The sequence below is a fragment of the Spirosoma aerophilum genome, from assembly GCF_054782495.1.
In genome coordinates this window covers 129,701-148,480 of sequence record NZ_BAAGSJ010000050.1, presented here as the reverse complement: position 1 = coordinate 148,480, position 18,780 = coordinate 129,701, and the positions used below count along the sequence as shown (strand labels likewise).

Below are 18,780 nucleotides of genomic sequence, written 5' to 3'. Positions count from 1 at the left end.
GAAAGTTATTGCTAAAACGGGAATAATTAGTGCGTATGAAATCAAAAAAGGGCCATAATGAGCCCTTTTTTGATTTCATACCCTGTGCCTGCTATTGCCACTCTTTATTCTGAGTCACCTTGGTATTGCCCTGTAATTCCTTCAGCGGCAGAGGCAGCACATAATCACGCGCTTTGAGGGTCCGGCCCGCGCCGTACTTGGTAATGTAATGGTTAATGTGGCTGCCCAGGTAATCTGGCGTACCCCCGAATTTACTCTTCCGCCGTAACTCCGGATACATCACCTGCTCAAAAACGAACTCCTGCTCGCGCTCCTTGATGATGGCATCCCGCAGGGCCGACTGGCTCAGTCCGCTCAGGGCAGGTAACCCCGCACGGGCACGCACCTTGTTGATACCCATAAACTTATCCCCCTGGCCGCTTTCGTTGCAGGCTTCCGAATGGCCCAGCAGCACATCGGCCAGACGCAGGTAAATGGTATTCCGCTCGGTGTTGGTCCAGTTGGTGCCCAGCTCAACGAGTTTGCCGGCCCATGCCTTACCAAAAATCATCTGGGCAGGGTCGCGGGGGTTCGCATCCGACTTGACAATGCCGCCAAAGCGCGACAGGTTAAAGTCTGCTTTTGGACTCCATTTTACCATTGGGTAAGCCCCGTCAATTTTACCAAAGCGGCCCGTAGGGTACGTCTCGATAAAAGTGCCATCAATTCGTTTGTCCTTATCATCGTACGAAGCCCGAAACTCCTGCGTGGCACTCAGCCAGCTCCAGCCCGCTCCGCCCAGTTCGCTTGGGTAGTCTTCCGGGTTGAAGTGCGCTGAATGCACATTGTATTCGTTGGCGTTGGCTGCGGCCGATACCTGGCCTTCAAATAAACGTTCCCCCTGATTTTCGTGAGCCTGGTCGAAGTTGTAGGCGAAGTTGTCAAACAGCTGAATGCCGCTGTTGTTGACAATATCCTCGGCGGTAGCTTTGGCATCGGCCCATTTCTCGTCCCACAGCTGTGCCTTCATCAGAATCGCTTTGGCGGCCCATTTCGTCGCCCGGCCGGCATCGGCACCCGTATAGGAAGCGGGCAGCACCTCGGCAGCGGCTTTAGCATCCGCATAGATCTGGTCGATAACCGCCCGTTTGCCCCCCGTATTACTGGGGAGTTCGCTGATGCCTTTTGTCGATTTGGTGGTCAGGGGCGGGTTGTCGAAATAACTCAACAGACCGTAGTAATAAAAAGCCCGCAGAAACTGCGCTTCCCCTTTCAAACGCTTCACCAGCGCATCGTTGGTGGGATCTTTCATCGCGTCGGCAGTTTCGATAACGGCATTGGCCCGGTTGATGGATCGGTAGCTGATGGACCAGTATGCTTCGATGTACTCATCCGCCGAGCTGACGTTGCCGAGGTTATACTGCAACGGCCCTTTTTCCCAGCCGATCTGGTCGCCGGTGAGGCACTCGAATACGTAGCGATCGTAGAAATAGCCGGAGAAGCCGGAGTTCACGTCGTCATAAACGCCGTTGACCCCCAACTGGAGTTCCTTGGCCGATTTATAGAATGTGTCCGGGTTGATGAAGTCCGGGGTTTCCTTGAGGTCCGAACAACCGGCGCCAGCGGCCATCAGTGCCACCACAAGCGGATAAGCAATTCGGGGAGACAGATTGATTTTCATGCTGAATGTTGTCTTTAAAGGTTCTGAGGTTATAAGCCAAGATTTACACCGAATGTCAGCATTCGGGCGCGGGGGTACGCATCATAATCGTCGCCCCGGTTCAGGTTGTTCTGTCCCTGGTTGTTCACCTCGGGATCGAAGCCTTTGTACTTTGTGATCAGGAATAGATTCTGGCCGCTGGCGTAAACGCGGGCGCTGCGAATAAACTTCGTTCTGACGGGTACGGTATAGCCCAGTACCACATTCTGCAACCGGACAAACGAGCCATCCTGGATGAAGAACGACGACCGGCGGAAGGAGATAAAGTCCCGGCGACCATCAATAACGGGGCGGCTGGCACCCGTGTTGGTGGGCGTCCAGGAATCGGTCAGGATGTTGGCGATCTGGTTGATTTTCTGAACACCATCCCCCATTTCGGACTGCTGCAGGTTACGCACCTGATTGCAATGTACGCCCCGGAAGAAAATCGAGAAATCGAAGTTGCTGACCTTCACGGTAGAGTTCAGGCCCCACGTAAACTTCGGGTTCGGATTGCCAATGATCTGGTAGTCGTCGGACGTGTATTTACCATCGCCGTTCACGTCTTCATATTTCGGGTAGCCTGCGCGGGCCGCAAAGGTTTTGGCTTCTTCGTCGGTCTGGAAAAGGCCCGTGTACTTATAGCCTTTCCACACACCAATGGGATTGCCCGCTTCTACCCAGCTCCCGAAAACGCCCAGGTGACCGCTCGTGCTGTTGGCGAAGAAGGGCGTACTCTGTCCCAGGCTGGTGATTTCATTGCGCAACACCGAAATGTTGCCACTCACATCCCAGGTCAGGGCTTTGCTGCTGATGACCTTGTAGTTGGTCGAAAACTCAATGCCTTTGTTGGTCAGCGACCCCGAATTGAGCAGGATGGTACTGAATCCGGTACTTTGTGGAATCGACACATCGAGTAGCAGATCACTGGTTTTGTTGCTGAATACGTCGAAGGTCATAGAGAGCCGGTTATTCAGCAGAGCCAGGTCCAGACCAAGATCCAGCATGGCCGTACTTTCCCATTTGAGGTCAGGGTTGGCAATCCGGTCGGGGCCGTAGCCCGCCACCAGGTTGCTGCCCAACACGTAGTTGTACGGCACCAGACCACCCACCGACCGGTACACCGGAATCTGCGAGTTACCCGTCAGGCCATAGCTGGCCCGGAACTTGAAGTCGTTGAATACCTTACCCAGGGATGAGTTCTGGAAGAAGTTCTCGTTAACGACCCGCCACCCGATAGCGCCCGACGGGAAAGTAGCCCATTTGTTGTTTGGCCCGAATTTGGACGAACCATCGCGCCGGAAGGTGAACGTGAGCAGGTACCGGTCGTTGAGGTTATAATTCACCCGGCCCAGCATGGATTGCAGGGTCCAGTCCTGCCGACCCGAAAATGGAATCTGCGGCTTGCTGCCGTTTTGCAGGTTTACCGACAGTGCGTCGTCGGAAGGTAGTCCCCGCGTGGCCACCGCATTGTACAGGTTGTTCTCTTTCTGGTAGGTATATCCCATCGTCACGTCGATGGTATGGCCCGGTGCGAGCTGTTTGTTATAACTCAGGATGTTTTCGTTTAACAGGCTGGTTACGTTCCGGTCTGCTTTCTCCAGCTGCCGATCGTACTGCCGACCGAGGTACGTAGAGCTATTATAAAATGTAGTTCGTTCGGCATTCAGTACATCGGCTCCTATGCTGGTCCGGAATTTAAGGCCGTCAATGATGTTGAACGTGAGGGCGGTGGTACCAAACAACCGGTTCAGGTTGTCGCGGTCGTAGCCCTGCTGTGCTTCGGCCAATGGGTTGGTATTGAACCGCTGATCGTAACTGGGGTAGTTGTAGTTGCCGTTGGTGTCGTAAATCGGCACCGTTGGGTCGAGGCCAAGTGCCGTAATGATGATACCGCCCGGGCCACCCCGATCCGTCGGAACGTTGCTGTTTCCCGTCCGGTTGTACGACCAGCTGTTGCTCAGCGTAGCCCGGCCATTCAGAAAATCATTATCGAGATTGAGCCGGAAACCGTAACGTTTGAAGAACGTATTTTCGATAACGCCCTTATTGGTTACGTAGTTACCCACCACGGCGTAGCGCATGGATTTGTTTCCGCCCGTAAACGAAAGCTGGTGATTCGACAGGCCGCCCGTACGTGAAATGGCATCCATCCAGTTCGTGCCCTGCCCAATCTGACTGATCTGGGCATCGGTAAAGCGCGGACTACCGCCCTGACTTTTTTCGAGAATATTCAGGTAACGGGCGTAGTCGGCACCGTTCAGCACGTCGATGTTGCGGGCAATGGTTTGCGTCGAATACGACCCTTCATAATCGACCCGGCTCTGGCCTTCCTTACCCCGTTTGGTGGTGATGAGCACCACACCGTTAGCGCCCCGCGAGCCGTAAATAGACGTTGCCGAGGCATCTTTCAGAATTTCGATGCTCTCAATTTCATTTGGGTTGATGGTCGCCATGGCGTTGGTTGGCTGGCGGTTGCCCCCGGTGCCGATAGCGCCATTGTCTGGATACAGAGGAAAGCCATCAATAACATAGAGCGGCTCACTACCGCTGTTGATGGAGTTGGCCCCGCGCACCCGGATGGATATTCCCCCGCCCGGAGCGGCTGAACTCTGTGTGACCTGTACACCCGCTGCCCGTGCCTGAATGGCCTGGTCGACAGAAACCACCGGCATTTCTTTGATCGCTTCGGCTTTGATGGTTGATACGGAACCGGTCAAATCACTTTTCTTAACGGTACCGTACCCCACTACCACAATCTCTTCCAGGCTCCGGGTGTCGGGGACGAGTTTAACGGCGAAATCCGTTTTGCTGCCTACCAGTGTTTCCTGACTGATGTACCCTACATAGCTGAATACCAGCGTTTCATTGCTGGTTGCGTTAATTTTGAAGGTTCCCGTAGCATCCGTTGTCGTTCCGCGAGTGGTGCCTTTTACCGACACCGTTACGCCGGGAATGCTTTCATTCTGCTCCCCCGTCACCCGTCCCGATACAGGAGACTGGGCCAGAACGGTGAGTGTTGACATGGCCAGCAAACAGATTAGTTGCAGGCATCGTAAAGTGTTTTGCATAAGCTTATGAGCGTTAAATTATAGGACTGGATTGGGAGAGAATGAGAATCTGTTGATTTGTTGGTACTGATAAAATACAAACTTTTATCAGGTTAAGTCTATTATTTGCAAAATTGACGGGCCAGGCTCATTTATTCAATGGAGAGAATCTTGATAATAATGGATGATTTAATGATTTTTTAACACTATGCCTTATCTGGTTCCCTGAAAATCAGCCGGTACTACTATCGACCTGTTCGTTTTCATCATTTCATCCAACTTTTCCGTAAGAATGACTATGTATAGGGCCAAAACGAACTGATATTTTTGCAACTCTATAACCGAATAGTTAAAAACTACACATGGAAGACACCCGCATCAATACGAATTATTCTTTGGGCATTTCCTTCATCTCAGCGTTGGGCGGTTACCTCTTCGGGTTCGACTTCGCCGTGATTGCCGGAGCTTTGCCGTTGCTGCGGGATGTGTTTGGCCTGACGGCCTGGTGGGAGGGTTTTCTGACGGGGACGCTGGCCCTGGGGTGTATGGCGGGATGCATCGTAGCGGGCCGACTGGCGGATCGTTACGGCCGACGACCGGCGCTGATGGTAGCCGCCGGTGTCTTTGCTGTGTCGTCTATCGGTATGGCGCTGGCCGGTTCGCTGACGACGTTTATGGTAGCCCGTTTCGTGGCGGGTATTGGCGTGGGAATGGCCTCTATGCTCAGTCCGATGTATATTGCCGAAGTCTCACCCGCCGAAATTCGGGGGCGTAATGTGGCCATAAACCAGCTGACCATCGTCATTGGTATTCTGATTACTAATCTGGTCAACTACGGTCTGGCTGATAATGGTCCTGATGCCTGGCGATTGATGTTCGGGCTGGGGGCTGTCCCATCGCTTTTATTCCTGTTCGGTGTCGTCTGGCTGCCGGAGAGCCCCCGCTGGCTGATTCAGCGCGGTATGGTCGACAGGGGGACGGTTATTCTGGAGCGTATTGGCGGTGCCGCTTTTGCTGAAAAGACAGTGGCCGATGTTCATCTTTCGGCGGAGAACAGGACAAAGGTCGCTTTGTCTGAATTACTGGTACCGGGCATCCGGGCGGCTGTTTTCGTGGGGATCGGGCTGGCAGTATTTCAGCAGTTGTGCGGTATCAATGTCGTATTCAATTACACCTCCACCATTTTCGAAACCGTTGGCGCTAACCTGGATCGGCAACTGTTCGAAACGGTGGCCATTGGCATCGTCAACCTGCTGTTTACCGTGGTCGCGATGTGGCAAGTCGACAGGTTGGGTCGTAAGCCGCTGATGCTGTTTGGGGCCATTGGATTGAGTGTTCTGTACGTCATCATTGCGACGCTTTTGCAAACCGGCGCGTCAGCAGGATTATTATCCATCTTTGTGCTGCTCGCCATTGCCACGTACGCCACCTCACTGGCGCCAGTAACCTGGGTACTTATTTCCGAGATTTTCCCGAACCGGGTACGTGGCCTGGCTTCGTCGGTGGCGATCCTGGCGCTGTGGGGGTCCTACTTCATTCTTGTCTTCACCTTTCCCATCCTCGCCGAAACGATGGGCACTTTTGGGCCTTTCTGGCTGTATGCCGGTATCTGCCTGATTGGGTTTGTTTTTGTTCTCCGCAACGTACGCGAAACCAAAGGCAAGACACTGGAAGAGATGGAAGAAGTTTTCATGCCTCACTAACCGTTTTTGAACATTCCGACCAGCGAGGAACTGCCACTCTATTTTACCGAACGTCGAGGCAGGAATGGCTTCCCATTAGACATAAAACAGACCCTTTATCCCCTGTATCTACGCTGAACTCTCCATTTACCTATGCGCCTGCCTGCTTTCCTCTTCCTCAGTGTTATCTGCCTGCCATTATCTGTCTTTGCCCAGAATGAGTTATCACTGGCAGGGACATGGGACGTGGCTTTTGATACGAATCTGGATGGCGGGGCACACCGCTGGCTGAACGCTACCTATCCTTATAAGATGGCGTTGCCGGGCACCACGGATGAAGCCGGGCTGGGCGATTCGCTCACCCTCAGGCCATCGCTCGACCGCGAAGCCTTATATCAACTCGCCCGTAAACATCGCTATATCGGTACGGCCTGGTATCGGCGCACCGTCACTATTTCGGCCAGTTGGCAGGGCAAAGAAATTGAGCTAATGCTGGAACGGGTACTCTGGCAAAGTCGGGTATTTGTCGATGGCAACGAAGCGAGTACCCGGCAACAGGAAAGCCTGACCACACCCCACCGTTACAACCTGACAACCCTGCTGACGCCGGGCACACATACGATTCTGCTCCGCATCAACAACAGCCGGCAGTACGAAATCAGCTACCAGAATTTAGCCCATGCCTACACCGATGGCACGCAAACGATCTGGAACGGAGCCATTGGTAAGCTTACCCTTACCGCTCACGACCCGGTTTATATCCGTCACCTCCGCACAGAAACGTCGAACACAACCACGGTTGGGGTGCAGGTAGAGCTGCAAAACAGAACGGGCCGGGCGGCTTCCGGAACGCTGCACCTACAAGCCCGCGTGAACGGGAAAGATCTGCCCGTTTCCAGGCAAACGATACGTGTGGATACAGGGCAGCAACAGGTAAACGTGATTTATGATCTGGGTAAGAACAAACAGCTTTGGGATGAATTCTCGCCGTCAATCTATCACCTGATGGCCGAATTTGTCGCCGACAATGCCCCTATAAAGAGTTCGGCCAAAACGACATTCGGTATTCGGCAGCTGACGAATGAGCGTAGTTTGCTGCACATCAACGGTCGCCGGTTATTTCTGCGGGGTACGCTCGAATGCGCTATCTTCCCGCTTACGGGCCATCCACCCACCGATCGCGCGGGTTGGGGAAAGGTATTTCAGACGGCCCGACAATATGGCCTGAACCATATCCGGTTCCATTCCTGGTGCCCGCCCGAAGCGGCTTTCGAGGTGGCAGATTCGCTGGGCTTTTATTTGCAGATTGAGCTGCCCTTATGGAGCCTGCAGGTGGGCGAAGATCCGAAAGCTGACCAGTTTATCCGGAATGAAGCGGCCCGCATGAGCCGGGAATACGGCAATCATCCGTCGTTCTGTTTCTGGTCGATGGGCAACGAGCTGGAAGGGCGAATCCCCTTCCTGACCGATCTGATGAGGCACCTTCAGCAGACCGACAAACGACATTTGTACACCACCACATCTTACTCGTTTCAGCCACCCCACGGAAACTGGCCCGAACCCGCTGACGACTACTTTATCACGCAACGGACCAAGCTGGGCTGGGTTCGCGGACAGGGCGTTTTCAACCAGCAACCGCCCGCCTTCGCCGATGATTATTCGGCCTCTGTAGTGGGTATGCCCGTACCACTCGTGACGCACGAAGTGGGGCAGTATGCGGTGTTCCCAAACATGGCTGAAATCAGTAAATATACGGGTGTGCTGGAACCGATTAGTCTGGTGTCAATTCGAAATGATCTGCAAAAGAAAGGATTGCTGCCGCTTGCCGACAGCTATCTGAAAGCCAGTGGAAAACTGGCGGCCATTCTCTATAAAGAGGAACTGGAACGGCTGCTGCGTACCAAAGGCGCCAGCGGGATTCAACTGCTCGATCTGCACGATTTTCCGGGACAGGGTACGGCGGATATTGGGTTGCTGGATGCTTTCTGGGACAGTAAGGGCATCCTGACCGCTGACGAATTCCGGCAGTTCTGCTCGGCTGTCGTGCCGTTGGTCCGCTTCCCCAAGGCGACTTATACCAACGTCGAGACGTTCACGGCTACGGCTGAACTGGCTAACTTCGGAGCTGCCCCGTTGACGAACGTAACGCCGGAATGGGCACTGCGCGACGAAACCGGAAAGCAACTGGCTGGCGGGAAGCTCCCAAAAACGACGGTACCGGTGGGAAACGGCTTCGCACTCGGCCGGATCGTCGCCAACCTGTCGGGCATTAAAACCGCCAAACTACTCACGCTGACCCTGTCCTTGCCCGGAACGCCTTACAAAAACACCTGGCACGTCTGGGTGTACCCGGCCAGCATACCCGAGGCTTCGGCGGATGTGGTCTTCACTCAATCAACCAGCGAGGCTATGCAGGCATTGGCGCAAGGCAGGAACGTTTTGCTCAATCCCGACTACAGACAGATGGAGGGGATGGAAGGGAAGTTCGTTCCTGTGTTCTGGAGCCCGGTTCACTTTCCGGCGCAGGCCATCACGATGGGGCTGCTCTGCGACCCCCGGCACCCCGCACTCCGCGACTTCCCGACCGATTTTCATACCGACTGGCAGTGGTGGGATTTGTGTACTAAATCGACTACGATGATCCTGCCCGATAACAAATTGACCCCCATTGTACGGCAAATCGACAACTTCGCCAATAACCGGTATCTGGCAAGCATCGTGGAAGCGAAAGTGGGCACTGGCAGGCTAATACTCTGTAGTTTCGACATTAGCAGCGACCTGGAAAACCGCCCGGTTGCCCGGCAACTGCGGCACAGCTTACTAAACTACATGAATACGAAGGCATTTGACCCGACCGGCACGCTTTCTGCTGACGAGGTCAATGCCCTCACGGCAAAAAAAGCCGGGCAGGCGCTTAAAAACTAAATTATCTCATGAAACGAACCCCTCAGCTGGCGGCTGTTTTTGTCCTTCTTGCTCTGTTGACGGCTTCCCGCCCGAGGCCATCCGGTGTGGCTGACCCGGCCACGTATCTGGCCGACATCAAGACTGAACTGACAAAAGAGTGGCCGAAAAACAGGTCCATTACGCTGCTGTTTCACGGGCACAGCGTTCCGGCGGGGTACTTCAAAACGCCCGTTGTCAACACCCTGGGAGCGTACCCAAATCAGTTGCTGAAACGCCTGAAAGAACGGTATCCCATGGCTGTGATCAATGTGCTGGTAACGGCCATCGGCGGGGAGCAATCCGAACAGGGAGCCGCCCGGTTCAAGACCGATGTACTGCCCCACAAACCCCATGTTCTGTTCATCGACTACGCCCTCAACGACCGTCGAATCGGCTTAAAAAAGGCCCTGCAGGCATGGCAGACGATGATTGAACAGGCCCAGCAGGCTGGGATTAAAGTTGTTCTGCTCACGCCCTCGCCCGATTTGAGCGTAGACATGAGTAAACCCGATAACGAACTGATTCAACACACTAACCAGATTCGCCGGCTAGCGGATACATACCAGACGGGACTGATAGACAGCTATCAGGCGTTCGACGCCAAACGTCAGCAGGGCGATAGTCTGAGCCGGTATATGTCGCAGGTCAACCACCCCAACGAAGTCGGGCATGCCCTGATTGTTGATGAGTTGATGAAGTGGTTTTAGTCGATGGATAATAATAATGGGTGTATCCAAGTCAATTGGTCACCCCTTTCAAGTAGTCGCTGATTGGTAAAATAGGTAATCGGTGAATTGACATTTGATCGTCAAGCCTTTAGTTGTCAAGTACTTACATATTTACCTGTTTGCCTGATTACGACTACACATATACTTAATAGACCTTTAGTAAACACATCATAACATGACCACACAGGAAGTTCGTGTCTGGGAAGAACCCGTAACTATCCCCACATATGGCGTAGGGACGCCCGAAAAAAATCCGATGTTTCTGGAGAAACGGGTGTATCAGGGAAGCAGTGGCGTGGTATACCCAAACGCTGTTATCGAAAAGATTTCTGACCAGAAAGAAGACCAGACCTATCAGGCGGTCTATCTGGAAAACGAGTACCTTAAAATCATGATTCTGCCGCAACTGGGCGGGCGGGTTCAGATGGCGTTCGACAAGGTCAAAAATCGCCACTTTGTTTATTACAACCAGGTTATCAAACCCGCCCTCGTAGGCCTGACGGGCCCCTGGATTTCGGGTGGTATTGAGTTCAACTGGCCGCAGCACCACCGGCCCAGTACGTTCGAGGCCGTCGATTTCACGACGGAAGAACATGCCGACGGGTCTAAAACGGTGTGGGTGAGCGAGGTGGAGCGGATGTTCGGCACGAAAGGCATGGCTGGTTTCCGCCTGCATCCCGGTAAGGCTTACCTCGAAATTCAGGGCGTTCTCTATAACCGGACCGACGTGCCGCAGACGTTTCTCTGGTGGAGCAACCCCGCTCTGAAAGTGAACGACCATTACCAGTCGGTGTTTCCGCCCGATGTGCATGCTGTTTTCGACCACGGCCGCCGGGACGTTTCATCCTTTCCAATAGCAAAAGGCACCTATTACAAAGTCGATTATTCGCCGGGAACGGATATTTCGCGCTACAAAAATATTCAAGTTCCGACATCCTACATGGCGGTCGAGTCGAAGTACGATTTTGTGGGTGGGTACGAGCACGATACCAAAGGGGGGCTGCTGCACGTAGCCAGTCACCACCTGTCGCCCGGTAAAAAGCAGTGGACGTGGGGCAACGGCGAATTTGGGTATGCCTGGGACCGTAACCTGACCGATGAAGACGGCCCGTATGTGGAGTTAATGACGGGTGTATTTACCGACAATCAGCCTGATTTTTCGTGGATTATGCCCAATGAAGAACGCACGTTTGTGCAGTACTTCATGCCCTACAGCGAAATTGGTATTGTTAAAAACGCTACCAGGGATGCGGCTGTTAATCTGGAGTTTAAGGCGAACGAAATACAAATAAGCGCCTATACGACAGCTTCTTATCCGGGTGCTTCGATACAGGTGACCGATGCCGGTAGGATCATTTTTGAGCAGCGCGCTGATCTCTCGCCAGTTAATCCGTTCCTGTATTCTATATCCATACCGGTAAGCAACCAAACCGATGTTCGGGTGCGTGTGACCACCGCCGAGGGCGTTGAGCTGGTAGCTTACCAGCCCGACAAGAGCAGTGCTGAACCCACCATTCCGGAACCGGCCATTGCCGCCAAAGCCCCGGCCGATGTTGAAAATAATGAACAGCTATTCCTGACGGGCCAGCACATCGAGCAGTATCGCCACGCCACCTATTCGGCAACGGATTACTACGGAGAGGCCCTCCGTCGGGACCCGAACGACAGCCGCTGCCATAACGCGATGGGGCTGTGGTACCACAAACATGGGCAATTTGCCAAAGCCGAACCGCATTTCCGGGCGGCTATCCACACGCTAACGGCTCGCAACCCGAACCCCTACGATGGCGAAGCGTATTACAACCTGGGTTTGTGCCTGACCCGTATGGGCCGGTACGACGACGCCTTCGACGCGTTCTACAAAGCCACCTGGAATGCCGCCTGGCAGGATACCAGTTTTCTCGAACTCGCCCGTATTGCTACCCGTCGGAAAAACTACACACAAGCCCTCGACCTGGTGGAACAATCGCTGGTACGAAACTGGCATGGGCACTCGGCCCGGCATCTGAAGGCCGCACTGCTCCGCAAAACAGGCCAAACGGAGGAGGCCCGGCGGCTCATTGACGATACGCTGGCCATTGATAAATTTCATTTCGGCTGTCTGTTCGAGCGGGTGCTGATCGATGCGGGTAAGGATGCCCATAACGCGACGCCTTTGCCGACTGAACATGTATCCGGATTGGCTGAGCCGACCGGGTCTACAGCACAGCAGGCGTTAAAAAAACTCATGCGGCAGTATGTTCACAACTACCTGGAGTACGCGCTGGATTACAGCCGCGCCGGGCTGTATGAGGAAGCAGCTGAATTACTACTGAAATTCGTCGACTCATCATCCACCGTTTACCCCATCGTTTATTATTTTCTGGCTTATTTCTATGACCGGCTGGGGCAAAACGACCGGAGTGCGACTTATCTAAAGAAAGCAACGGAAGCGAAACCGGATTTTGTATTTCCCAACCGGCTCGACGAGTTGATTGTGTTGCAATGGGCCGCAACGAAGACCGATTACAACCACGCCCGTACGCTCTACTACCTCGGTAATTTCTGGTACGGCAACCGGCAATACCCCGAAGCCATTGCCGCCTGGGAGCAATCGACCCAGCTGGACGATACCTTTCCGACGGTGTTCCGCAACCTGTCGCTGGCCTATCAAAACAAGCTGCAACGGTCAGACGATGCGCTTCGAATGCTGGAGAAAGCGTTCGCGCTCGATACGTCCGATGCCCGGGTGCTGATGGAATTGGATCAGTTATACAAAAAGCTGAACTACGCCCCCGAGGGCAGGCTGGCGTTGCTGGAAGAACACCTTACGGCCACCGAGCAGCGGGATGATTTATACCTCGAACGCATCACGCTGTATAACCAGTTAGGCCAGTACCAGACCGCCCGGCAGTTGCTGGCCACCCGGCAGTTTCACCCATGGGAGGGGGGCGAGGGTAAAGTCGTCGGTCAGTATTTGATAAGCCATATCGAGTTGGCCAAACAGGCGCTGCGGGCTGATGATCCGGCGACAAGCCTTGAGCTGCTGACGGCCGCCGAAACCTATCCGCATAACCTGGGCGAAGGGAAACTGTACGGCGTACAGGAGAACGACATTTTCTATTTGAAAGGGCTGGCTTACGAAGCGCTGGGCGATACGGCAACGGCCACCGCGTTTTTCGAACGAGCCACGGAGGGCCTTGATGCGCCCGTACAGGCCATTTTCTATAACGATCAGCAACCCGACAAACTTGTTTATCAGGGGTTAGCCTGGAAAAAGCTAAACGATCACGAACGGGCCGAACGGCTGTTCACGAAGCTGATTCAGTACGGTGAATCACACCTGAACGACGAGATCAAACTCGACTATTTTGCTGTATCACTGCCCGACATGCTGGTTTTCGACACGGACCTCAACGAACGCAACCGGATTCACTGTTATTACCTGATAGCCCTCGGCAACCTGGGTTTGGGCAACGGCAACATGAGTCAGGCCATCGCTTATTTTGATAAAGTACTGAAGCTGGATACCAACCATCAGGGCGCTATCATCCACCGGGACATGGTCGATTTCCTGCTCACACACGAAGTGACCGAATAGCGTTCGCGAACCTGACGAAGAAGGGTTACGGTATTGACTGAAGGTTATGCGAGAACATCCGTTCAGCACCTTAAACCTTCCTCAGTTTACGAAAATCGCGGGGCGAAACGCCCATAACGTTCGTGAAGACCCGGCTGAAGTGATAGGGGTCGGCGTAGCCAATCTGATACGCCACTTCTTTAATGCGTAACTGCGTGTTTTCGAGAAGCCGACAGGCTTCCTGAATTTTCAGGAACGTAAAGAAATTGATCGGCGCACTCTGTACCTTCTCGCGAAAAACCGCCGAATAATGAGACGCCGACATACCCGCTATCTCCGCCAGTTCTTCCAGCTTGAGCGACTGGCTGAGATTTTCTTTCATGAACGTGATGGTCTGGCTAATCGGATCCTGTTCTACGCGGTTGATGGTATTGGGCTTGTACACGGCGTTATTAAACGTCGCCAGAAAACGGGCCAGACTGCTGTTGGCGTACACGATGCTATCCATGTTGTACGACATCTCCACATGCGACAGGATGTCCTCGAAAAGTTGAAACCGTTCGGGTTGGGGGGAGACGGTTATGAGTAATTTGCCCGATTCCTGTTGCAGAAAATCCAGGAAGTGCTGCGCCCGCGAACCCGTGAAGTGAAGCCAGTAAATAGTCCAGGGATTTGTATCGTCTGTGCCGTATCGATGGGCTTTATGAGCGGGCAGGATAAAGACCTGGTTCGGTTTTACCGTGTGTTTTTGATCGTTCAGGTAATACCAGCCTTCCCCCTTCACACAGTAAATCAGGATGTGCTGATGGCTGCCTTTCCGCCGTTCCCGGCTGTGAAATGCCGCATGGGGGTAATACCCCATATCGGTAATGTAGAGCGCTTCGCAAAGAGGATGTACGGCAATTTGTCGTGTCAGTTCCGCTGGCAACACGCAACTGCGCTGTCCGGCAAACCCTTCCTTTTTTTTTAGCATACCCCTTTTCTGTCTAAGTACCACAAATTCTGATGCCGTACGCAGCAGGAAATAATATTACCTGATAAAGTACGGTCTGGCGGCTTTATACCGACTCGTAATACCGATCTGGTGAATGACTCATAAATGGCCATTTGCCGACAATATGATGACAGGCGTTTTGCCGGTGCCGGAAACGGCTACGTGCAGATTACCTCACCAACTACAAATTGGATGACCAGCGTTGGGGGAGTTACTCAGATGACAGATGGCGGATTAACGTCCAATCCTGGATACCGCTTGGACGTTAATCCACAACATCACGTAGTTAGCTGTTATAGAATTGGTGTATTATTTAAATTGTTTGTCGGTTGGTTAAGGTCATCATCATCTGACTTTTCTGTGGTAATGTCGGTAAGCGTGATTGAATTGCCTGAGTCTAGCAACCGGCCTGATTCATCGACAGCCAACGTCTGAGAAAGATTAACAGACTTGCTTTTTTTTGGCGGCTTTGAAACGCCAGTTACTGACTTACCGGTTACTGATTTAACATTGAACGATTTCTTCAACTGTCGCATAATTGCCTTCCAGGATAGACGTTTGTTCTTGGCACGTGTCAGTAATAGTGCATCGAACAGCAGCTCACCACCCACAAATAAAAGAATGGTTAAAGCGCAGTGAGCTAGGTTATTAATAATAGCTGAAGAATCATTCAGGTCTGTAATACGGAAAAATTCAGACACACAGGCAACAACCAGTATGCCGAGTGCAATCCGGTTTAGTTTGCTTAAGTGGGTATTGTGCTCATCGTCATGCTCAATATCCGCATGAGCCACACTAATCTTCCATAACATAAGTCCAACGTACAAGGCAAAAGCCATAGGCTCTAAATGTTCTGGTAAGTGCAGAAGCTTTAAGTCATTGATTAAATAATAGGCCCATGTGACACGAGCGATCCACAAGCCAAGTCGGGTCAGTATCTGTATCATGGTGAAAGTCGTTTCTATTAAAACAACAGATATCAGTATAAAATTCTTCTAAAGCCTTTGTTGACTTATTTGTTGATTAGAATTTTTCAGCTAAACGCAATAAAATTTCGTGCAAAATCAGTTAACGCCAATGGGGTAGATGTTGGCTTTGTCTGAATATTCAGACAAACCTCTCGAAATGGAGTATTTTACAGCTAATTCAGTTTTTTGTAGCTAATATTAAGTTAATGTGTTGATTTTACACTTTCCATGCCACATGATTTTTGAGCTAAACGACTACAAAACAGCCTTATATGATCTTGCTGCTGAACAAATTCGTACCTGTCTGGTCAGAGTCATTGACACTATTCTGGAATCGCCACGAAGGGGGCGCAAAAAGGACCTGGAAATAGCCATTCAGGCCGGACATAAGAAGAAAAGATGTGAAAGCTACAGCACACTCAAAAATTATACTCTCGAAACGTTGTGGCCTGGTCAGCTAAAACGGGAGACGAATCACAAGGATACACTGGTAAATTTTCTGGTGTTTCTTCTCGATGAGTATACTTACTATATCAATTACCAGAAGCCAACAAATTCAGATAGGCCCTTTATTAGGCTTGATCCGGTACCTGAGATACGGAAGCATGAGCAACAGCCAGGACGGTTATATGACTGCTTTTATTGGCGGACAGACCAGGACCAGATTGGTATCTCCAGTCTGCTCATCAACCAGGATTGGAGTGGTGCCAGGATGGTTTATCACTACAAGAAGAAGTCGAAAACAAAATCGTATTTAGAGGGAAAGGTTTGGCAGGACGAGGAAAACCTGTTTATCCTGTTGGAGGATGATAAAGTACGGCAATCTCCGCATAGAGCAGGTGGTCGTCTGTTAGTCCTGTACGCGTCGAAGGACAAGGATAAACGTCAGATAATGCTGGGCTGTTTTAATGGGGTCAATCGGGATAGCCACATTCCGGTAAGTGGTATGGTGGTACTACGTCTATCTAATCAGTCTTCTATTGAAGAATCACCTTATCTGGAAAATATAAGCGCTGATAGCAATCAGCGAAAAATAAAAGACGTTCCGGATTACATCTCGTTTTTGTTGGCTAACAGGCGAATAAAAGTGCCTGAACGCACTATTCAAACAGATGCAGAACTTCCATTATTTGATCAATACGAACGATTAAAGGGATTTAAGGGCACTTACGAAGCCTACTTTTTCACATTTCACTCCAGCGAACACAACTTTAAAAGTCGGCGCACCATCATTATGGAGGATGGAACTGTGCACAGCTACACTCGGCATGTTAGCAAAAACAATGCGTCGGCTAACACGGAGAACATAGATGAGATTGATGTTGGTTACATGCGCAAATATGGCGATGTGATCACAATTCAATTTTCCTATAATGCACAGCAAGACTCACATAAATACCATTACTATTTACAAACGAGTGACAAAAATAATCTACGCGGAATTTTTGCAGGTGTTGCTGATAATGGCCTGATCACATCTGGAAAAATCATCCTAAAGCAACTTGGGGATGATGAAGACGAATCAAATGAATTTATTCGACTCAGTCGGCGCGAACTTGGGGTAGCTATCAAAAATCAATTGGCAAATTCAACGTTTCAGGAGTTTTTTGGCTTGGATGGGGTTGGGGCTTACGACCATTTCACAGACATTCCGTTGCTTGACTACATTCCTGAACGCAGACGGGAAGCAAATGGGCAGTCTCAGGGCCCGTCTAAACGTACCAATACTCACCCAAAGCTTTCAGGCGTATTTGAATGTTATTGCTTAACGAAAGACACTGAAACTGGTCTTAGGCTACCCGATAAAGGACCAATTCTAGAGCTTTTACCTCTGTACATAGAAGGGGATGTTGTTAAAATCAGATATTATGGTAAAGAGGTACGGGGTAATCTGTATTATGACGGAAACACTTGGTTTCGCATAGTATTTCCTGACAAACTTTATACACTCACCTTTACAATTCCAGTACCAGGAAGTAATCGATCCGATCATTTAAGGCATATGTTTGGCGTTGTCTCATCAGTCCACCAAAAATACCCTGAGGCCAGTGCTGCAATCCTGATAAAAGTGGAGAAGCCGTTCGACACCTTATACTACACACAGTACGATACCCTTGCTAAACTAATGAAGCTTGAGGTTGATTATGAAGGAATTGCGTCATTTTTGTTTGCAGACTGGAACCGGTTCATACGGGTTCCATCAACTGCGAACCGAAAACTTCTCCCCCGTTATTCGACCTACCGCCGTACATTTTGGGCCGCTGCCTGTTACTGGGGAGGAAAATATCAGGATTTGCTTAGAGTAGATGATGTCGAGGAAAATCTAAAGGTAAAGAGAGAGCTTCAACGAAAAGAAGCGTTAAAGGAATGCCTTGATAATTTGGTGCGCTCTTACCGGCATGCGTTTGCTATGCCTCAGTTTGCGAAAGCCAAGTTGGATTCAGAGAACTTTCCGGAAGAACTTAGGCAGGATCGGGAGATGCTGGTTAGTGAATTGGGAAAAGCGCTTAATTTTTCCAAGGCAAGAGCTATTGTTAAAAGCCTTTGGGATATAGAGTAGAATATATTCTATTGCGTCGTACTTTATTTAAGTCTTAACGGCTCAATAAAGTAAAGTTGACAACTAAAGAAACTTCCTTATTTGATTACTATCGCACAAAATTAAAATCCCGGTAAATCTGGTTAGACTCAGATTGATGGTTACTTGAAGACAGTGTACCAGATTTCACTCTCAAGGTGGGTTCGTCAACAATAAGTATTAATGGTTTCTTCAATTGTACCTTTTACTAGATGTGTAAAATTCATGCTTTTCTATCATACGATTGGTAATCCATCCTGACGCCTGAATCAGCATTAATTTGAAGCATAGCCGCACATAACGGGTTTATGCAGCGTAAAAGTTGGAGGACTCAGGTCCGGGCAAATCAACGAAAGTCTGCAATATGCGGTCACTGCTACCAGTGGACTACCCTCTTCACAGAACTAATTAGTATTGTTTCGATAAAAAGTACAAGGTCTTGCCACCATTCATGCATACGTAAAGCTTGTAATTTTCATGGGATTGTTTACGACTGGTCAAGATAAACAGCAATTAATAGGTCAGCGCTTGAAGCGATAAAATGAAGAATGGTTAAACGACCTTTGGGGGCGCCGAGTATACGACGGGCATGAAAGC

The 18,780-nt window shown here is 51.0% G+C and carries 9 protein-coding genes; 5 read left to right on the top strand and 4 right to left on the bottom strand.

Annotated features, from left to right (window positions below):
• Nucleotides 1-91 precede the first annotated feature (91 nt).
• Entirely contained in the window at nucleotides 92-1,660 is a 1,569-nt protein-coding gene (locus tag ACYVK4_RS33110) for a RagB/SusD family nutrient uptake outer membrane protein (RefSeq protein ID WP_461131868.1), read from the bottom strand.
• Between the two features lie 29 nt (nucleotides 1,661-1,689).
• Nucleotides 1,690-4,749, bottom strand: coding sequence for a SusC/RagA family TonB-linked outer membrane protein (locus ACYVK4_RS33105; protein WP_461131867.1), 3,060 nt, complete (start codon nucleotides 4,747-4,749; stop codon nucleotides 1,690-1,692).
• Nucleotides 4,750-5,090: 341 nt separating this feature from the next.
• Here ACYVK4_RS33105 and ACYVK4_RS33100 point away from each other — a divergent pair, with 341 nt between their 5' ends.
• From ACYVK4_RS33100 to ACYVK4_RS33085, 4 genes are all read left to right on the top strand, one after another.
• Entirely contained in the window at nucleotides 5,091-6,431 is a 1,341-nt protein-coding gene (locus ACYVK4_RS33100; RefSeq protein WP_461131866.1) for a sugar porter family MFS transporter, read from the top strand.
• Between the two features lie 132 nt (nucleotides 6,432-6,563).
• Nucleotides 6,564-9,335 (top strand): sugar-binding domain-containing protein, encoded by a 2,772-nt coding sequence (locus ACYVK4_RS33095; protein ID WP_461131865.1) that lies wholly within the window; start codon nucleotides 6,564-6,566, stop codon nucleotides 9,333-9,335.
• 8 nt (nucleotides 9,336-9,343) lie between these two features.
• A complete protein-coding gene (locus ACYVK4_RS33090; protein ID WP_461131864.1) occupies nucleotides 9,344-10,063 on the top strand; it encodes an SGNH/GDSL hydrolase family protein in 720 nt (239 codons plus the stop codon).
• Between the two features lie 196 nt (nucleotides 10,064-10,259).
• Nucleotides 10,260-13,664, top strand: coding sequence for a DUF5107 domain-containing protein (locus tag ACYVK4_RS33085; RefSeq protein WP_461131863.1), 3,405 nt, complete (start codon nucleotides 10,260-10,262; stop codon nucleotides 13,662-13,664).
• A gap of 70 nt (nucleotides 13,665-13,734) precedes the next feature.
• Here the strand turns inward: ACYVK4_RS33085 and ACYVK4_RS33080 are convergent, their stop codons facing one another.
• Both ACYVK4_RS33080 and ACYVK4_RS33075 read right to left on the bottom strand, forming a co-directional pair.
• Complete coding sequence (locus ACYVK4_RS33080; protein ID WP_461131862.1) at nucleotides 13,735-14,616, bottom strand: AraC family transcriptional regulator; 882 nt, start codon at nucleotides 14,614-14,616, stop codon at nucleotides 13,735-13,737.
• Nucleotides 14,617-14,930: 314 nt separating this feature from the next.
• Nucleotides 14,931-15,584, bottom strand: coding sequence for a hypothetical protein (locus ACYVK4_RS33075; RefSeq protein ID WP_461131861.1), 654 nt, complete (start codon nucleotides 15,582-15,584; stop codon nucleotides 14,931-14,933).
• A gap of 256 nt (nucleotides 15,585-15,840) precedes the next feature.
• On the opposite strand from ACYVK4_RS33075, the gene ACYVK4_RS33070 reads away from it, so the two are divergent.
• Nucleotides 15,841-18,165 (top strand): hypothetical protein, encoded by a 2,325-nt coding sequence (locus ACYVK4_RS33070; protein ID WP_461131860.1) that lies wholly within the window; start codon nucleotides 15,841-15,843, stop codon nucleotides 18,163-18,165.
• Nucleotides 18,166-18,780: the final 615 nt, after the last annotated feature.

Coding starts and splice junctions, on each gene's coding strand:
- ACYVK4_RS33110 (WP_461131868.1), bottom strand. CDS start 1,660: ATGAAAATCAATCTGTCTCCCCGAATTGCTTATCCGCTTGTGGTGGCA.
- ACYVK4_RS33105 (WP_461131867.1), bottom strand. CDS start 4,749: ATGCAAAACACTTTACGATGCCTGCAACTAATCTGTTTGCTGGCCATG.
- ACYVK4_RS33100 (WP_461131866.1), top strand. CDS start 5,091: ATGGAAGACACCCGCATCAATACGAATTATTCTTTGGGCATTTCCTTC.
- ACYVK4_RS33095 (WP_461131865.1), top strand. CDS start 6,564: ATGCGCCTGCCTGCTTTCCTCTTCCTCAGTGTTATCTGCCTGCCATTA.
- ACYVK4_RS33090 (WP_461131864.1), top strand. CDS start 9,344: ATGAAACGAACCCCTCAGCTGGCGGCTGTTTTTGTCCTTCTTGCTCTG.
- ACYVK4_RS33085 (WP_461131863.1), top strand. CDS start 10,260: ATGACCACACAGGAAGTTCGTGTCTGGGAAGAACCCGTAACTATCCCC.
- ACYVK4_RS33080 (WP_461131862.1), bottom strand. CDS start 14,616: ATGCTAAAAAAAAAGGAAGGGTTTGCCGGACAGCGCAGTTGCGTGTTG.
- ACYVK4_RS33075 (WP_461131861.1), bottom strand. CDS start 15,584: ATGATACAGATACTGACCCGACTTGGCTTGTGGATCGCTCGTGTCACA.
- ACYVK4_RS33070 (WP_461131860.1), top strand. CDS start 15,841: ATGATTTTTGAGCTAAACGACTACAAAACAGCCTTATATGATCTTGCT.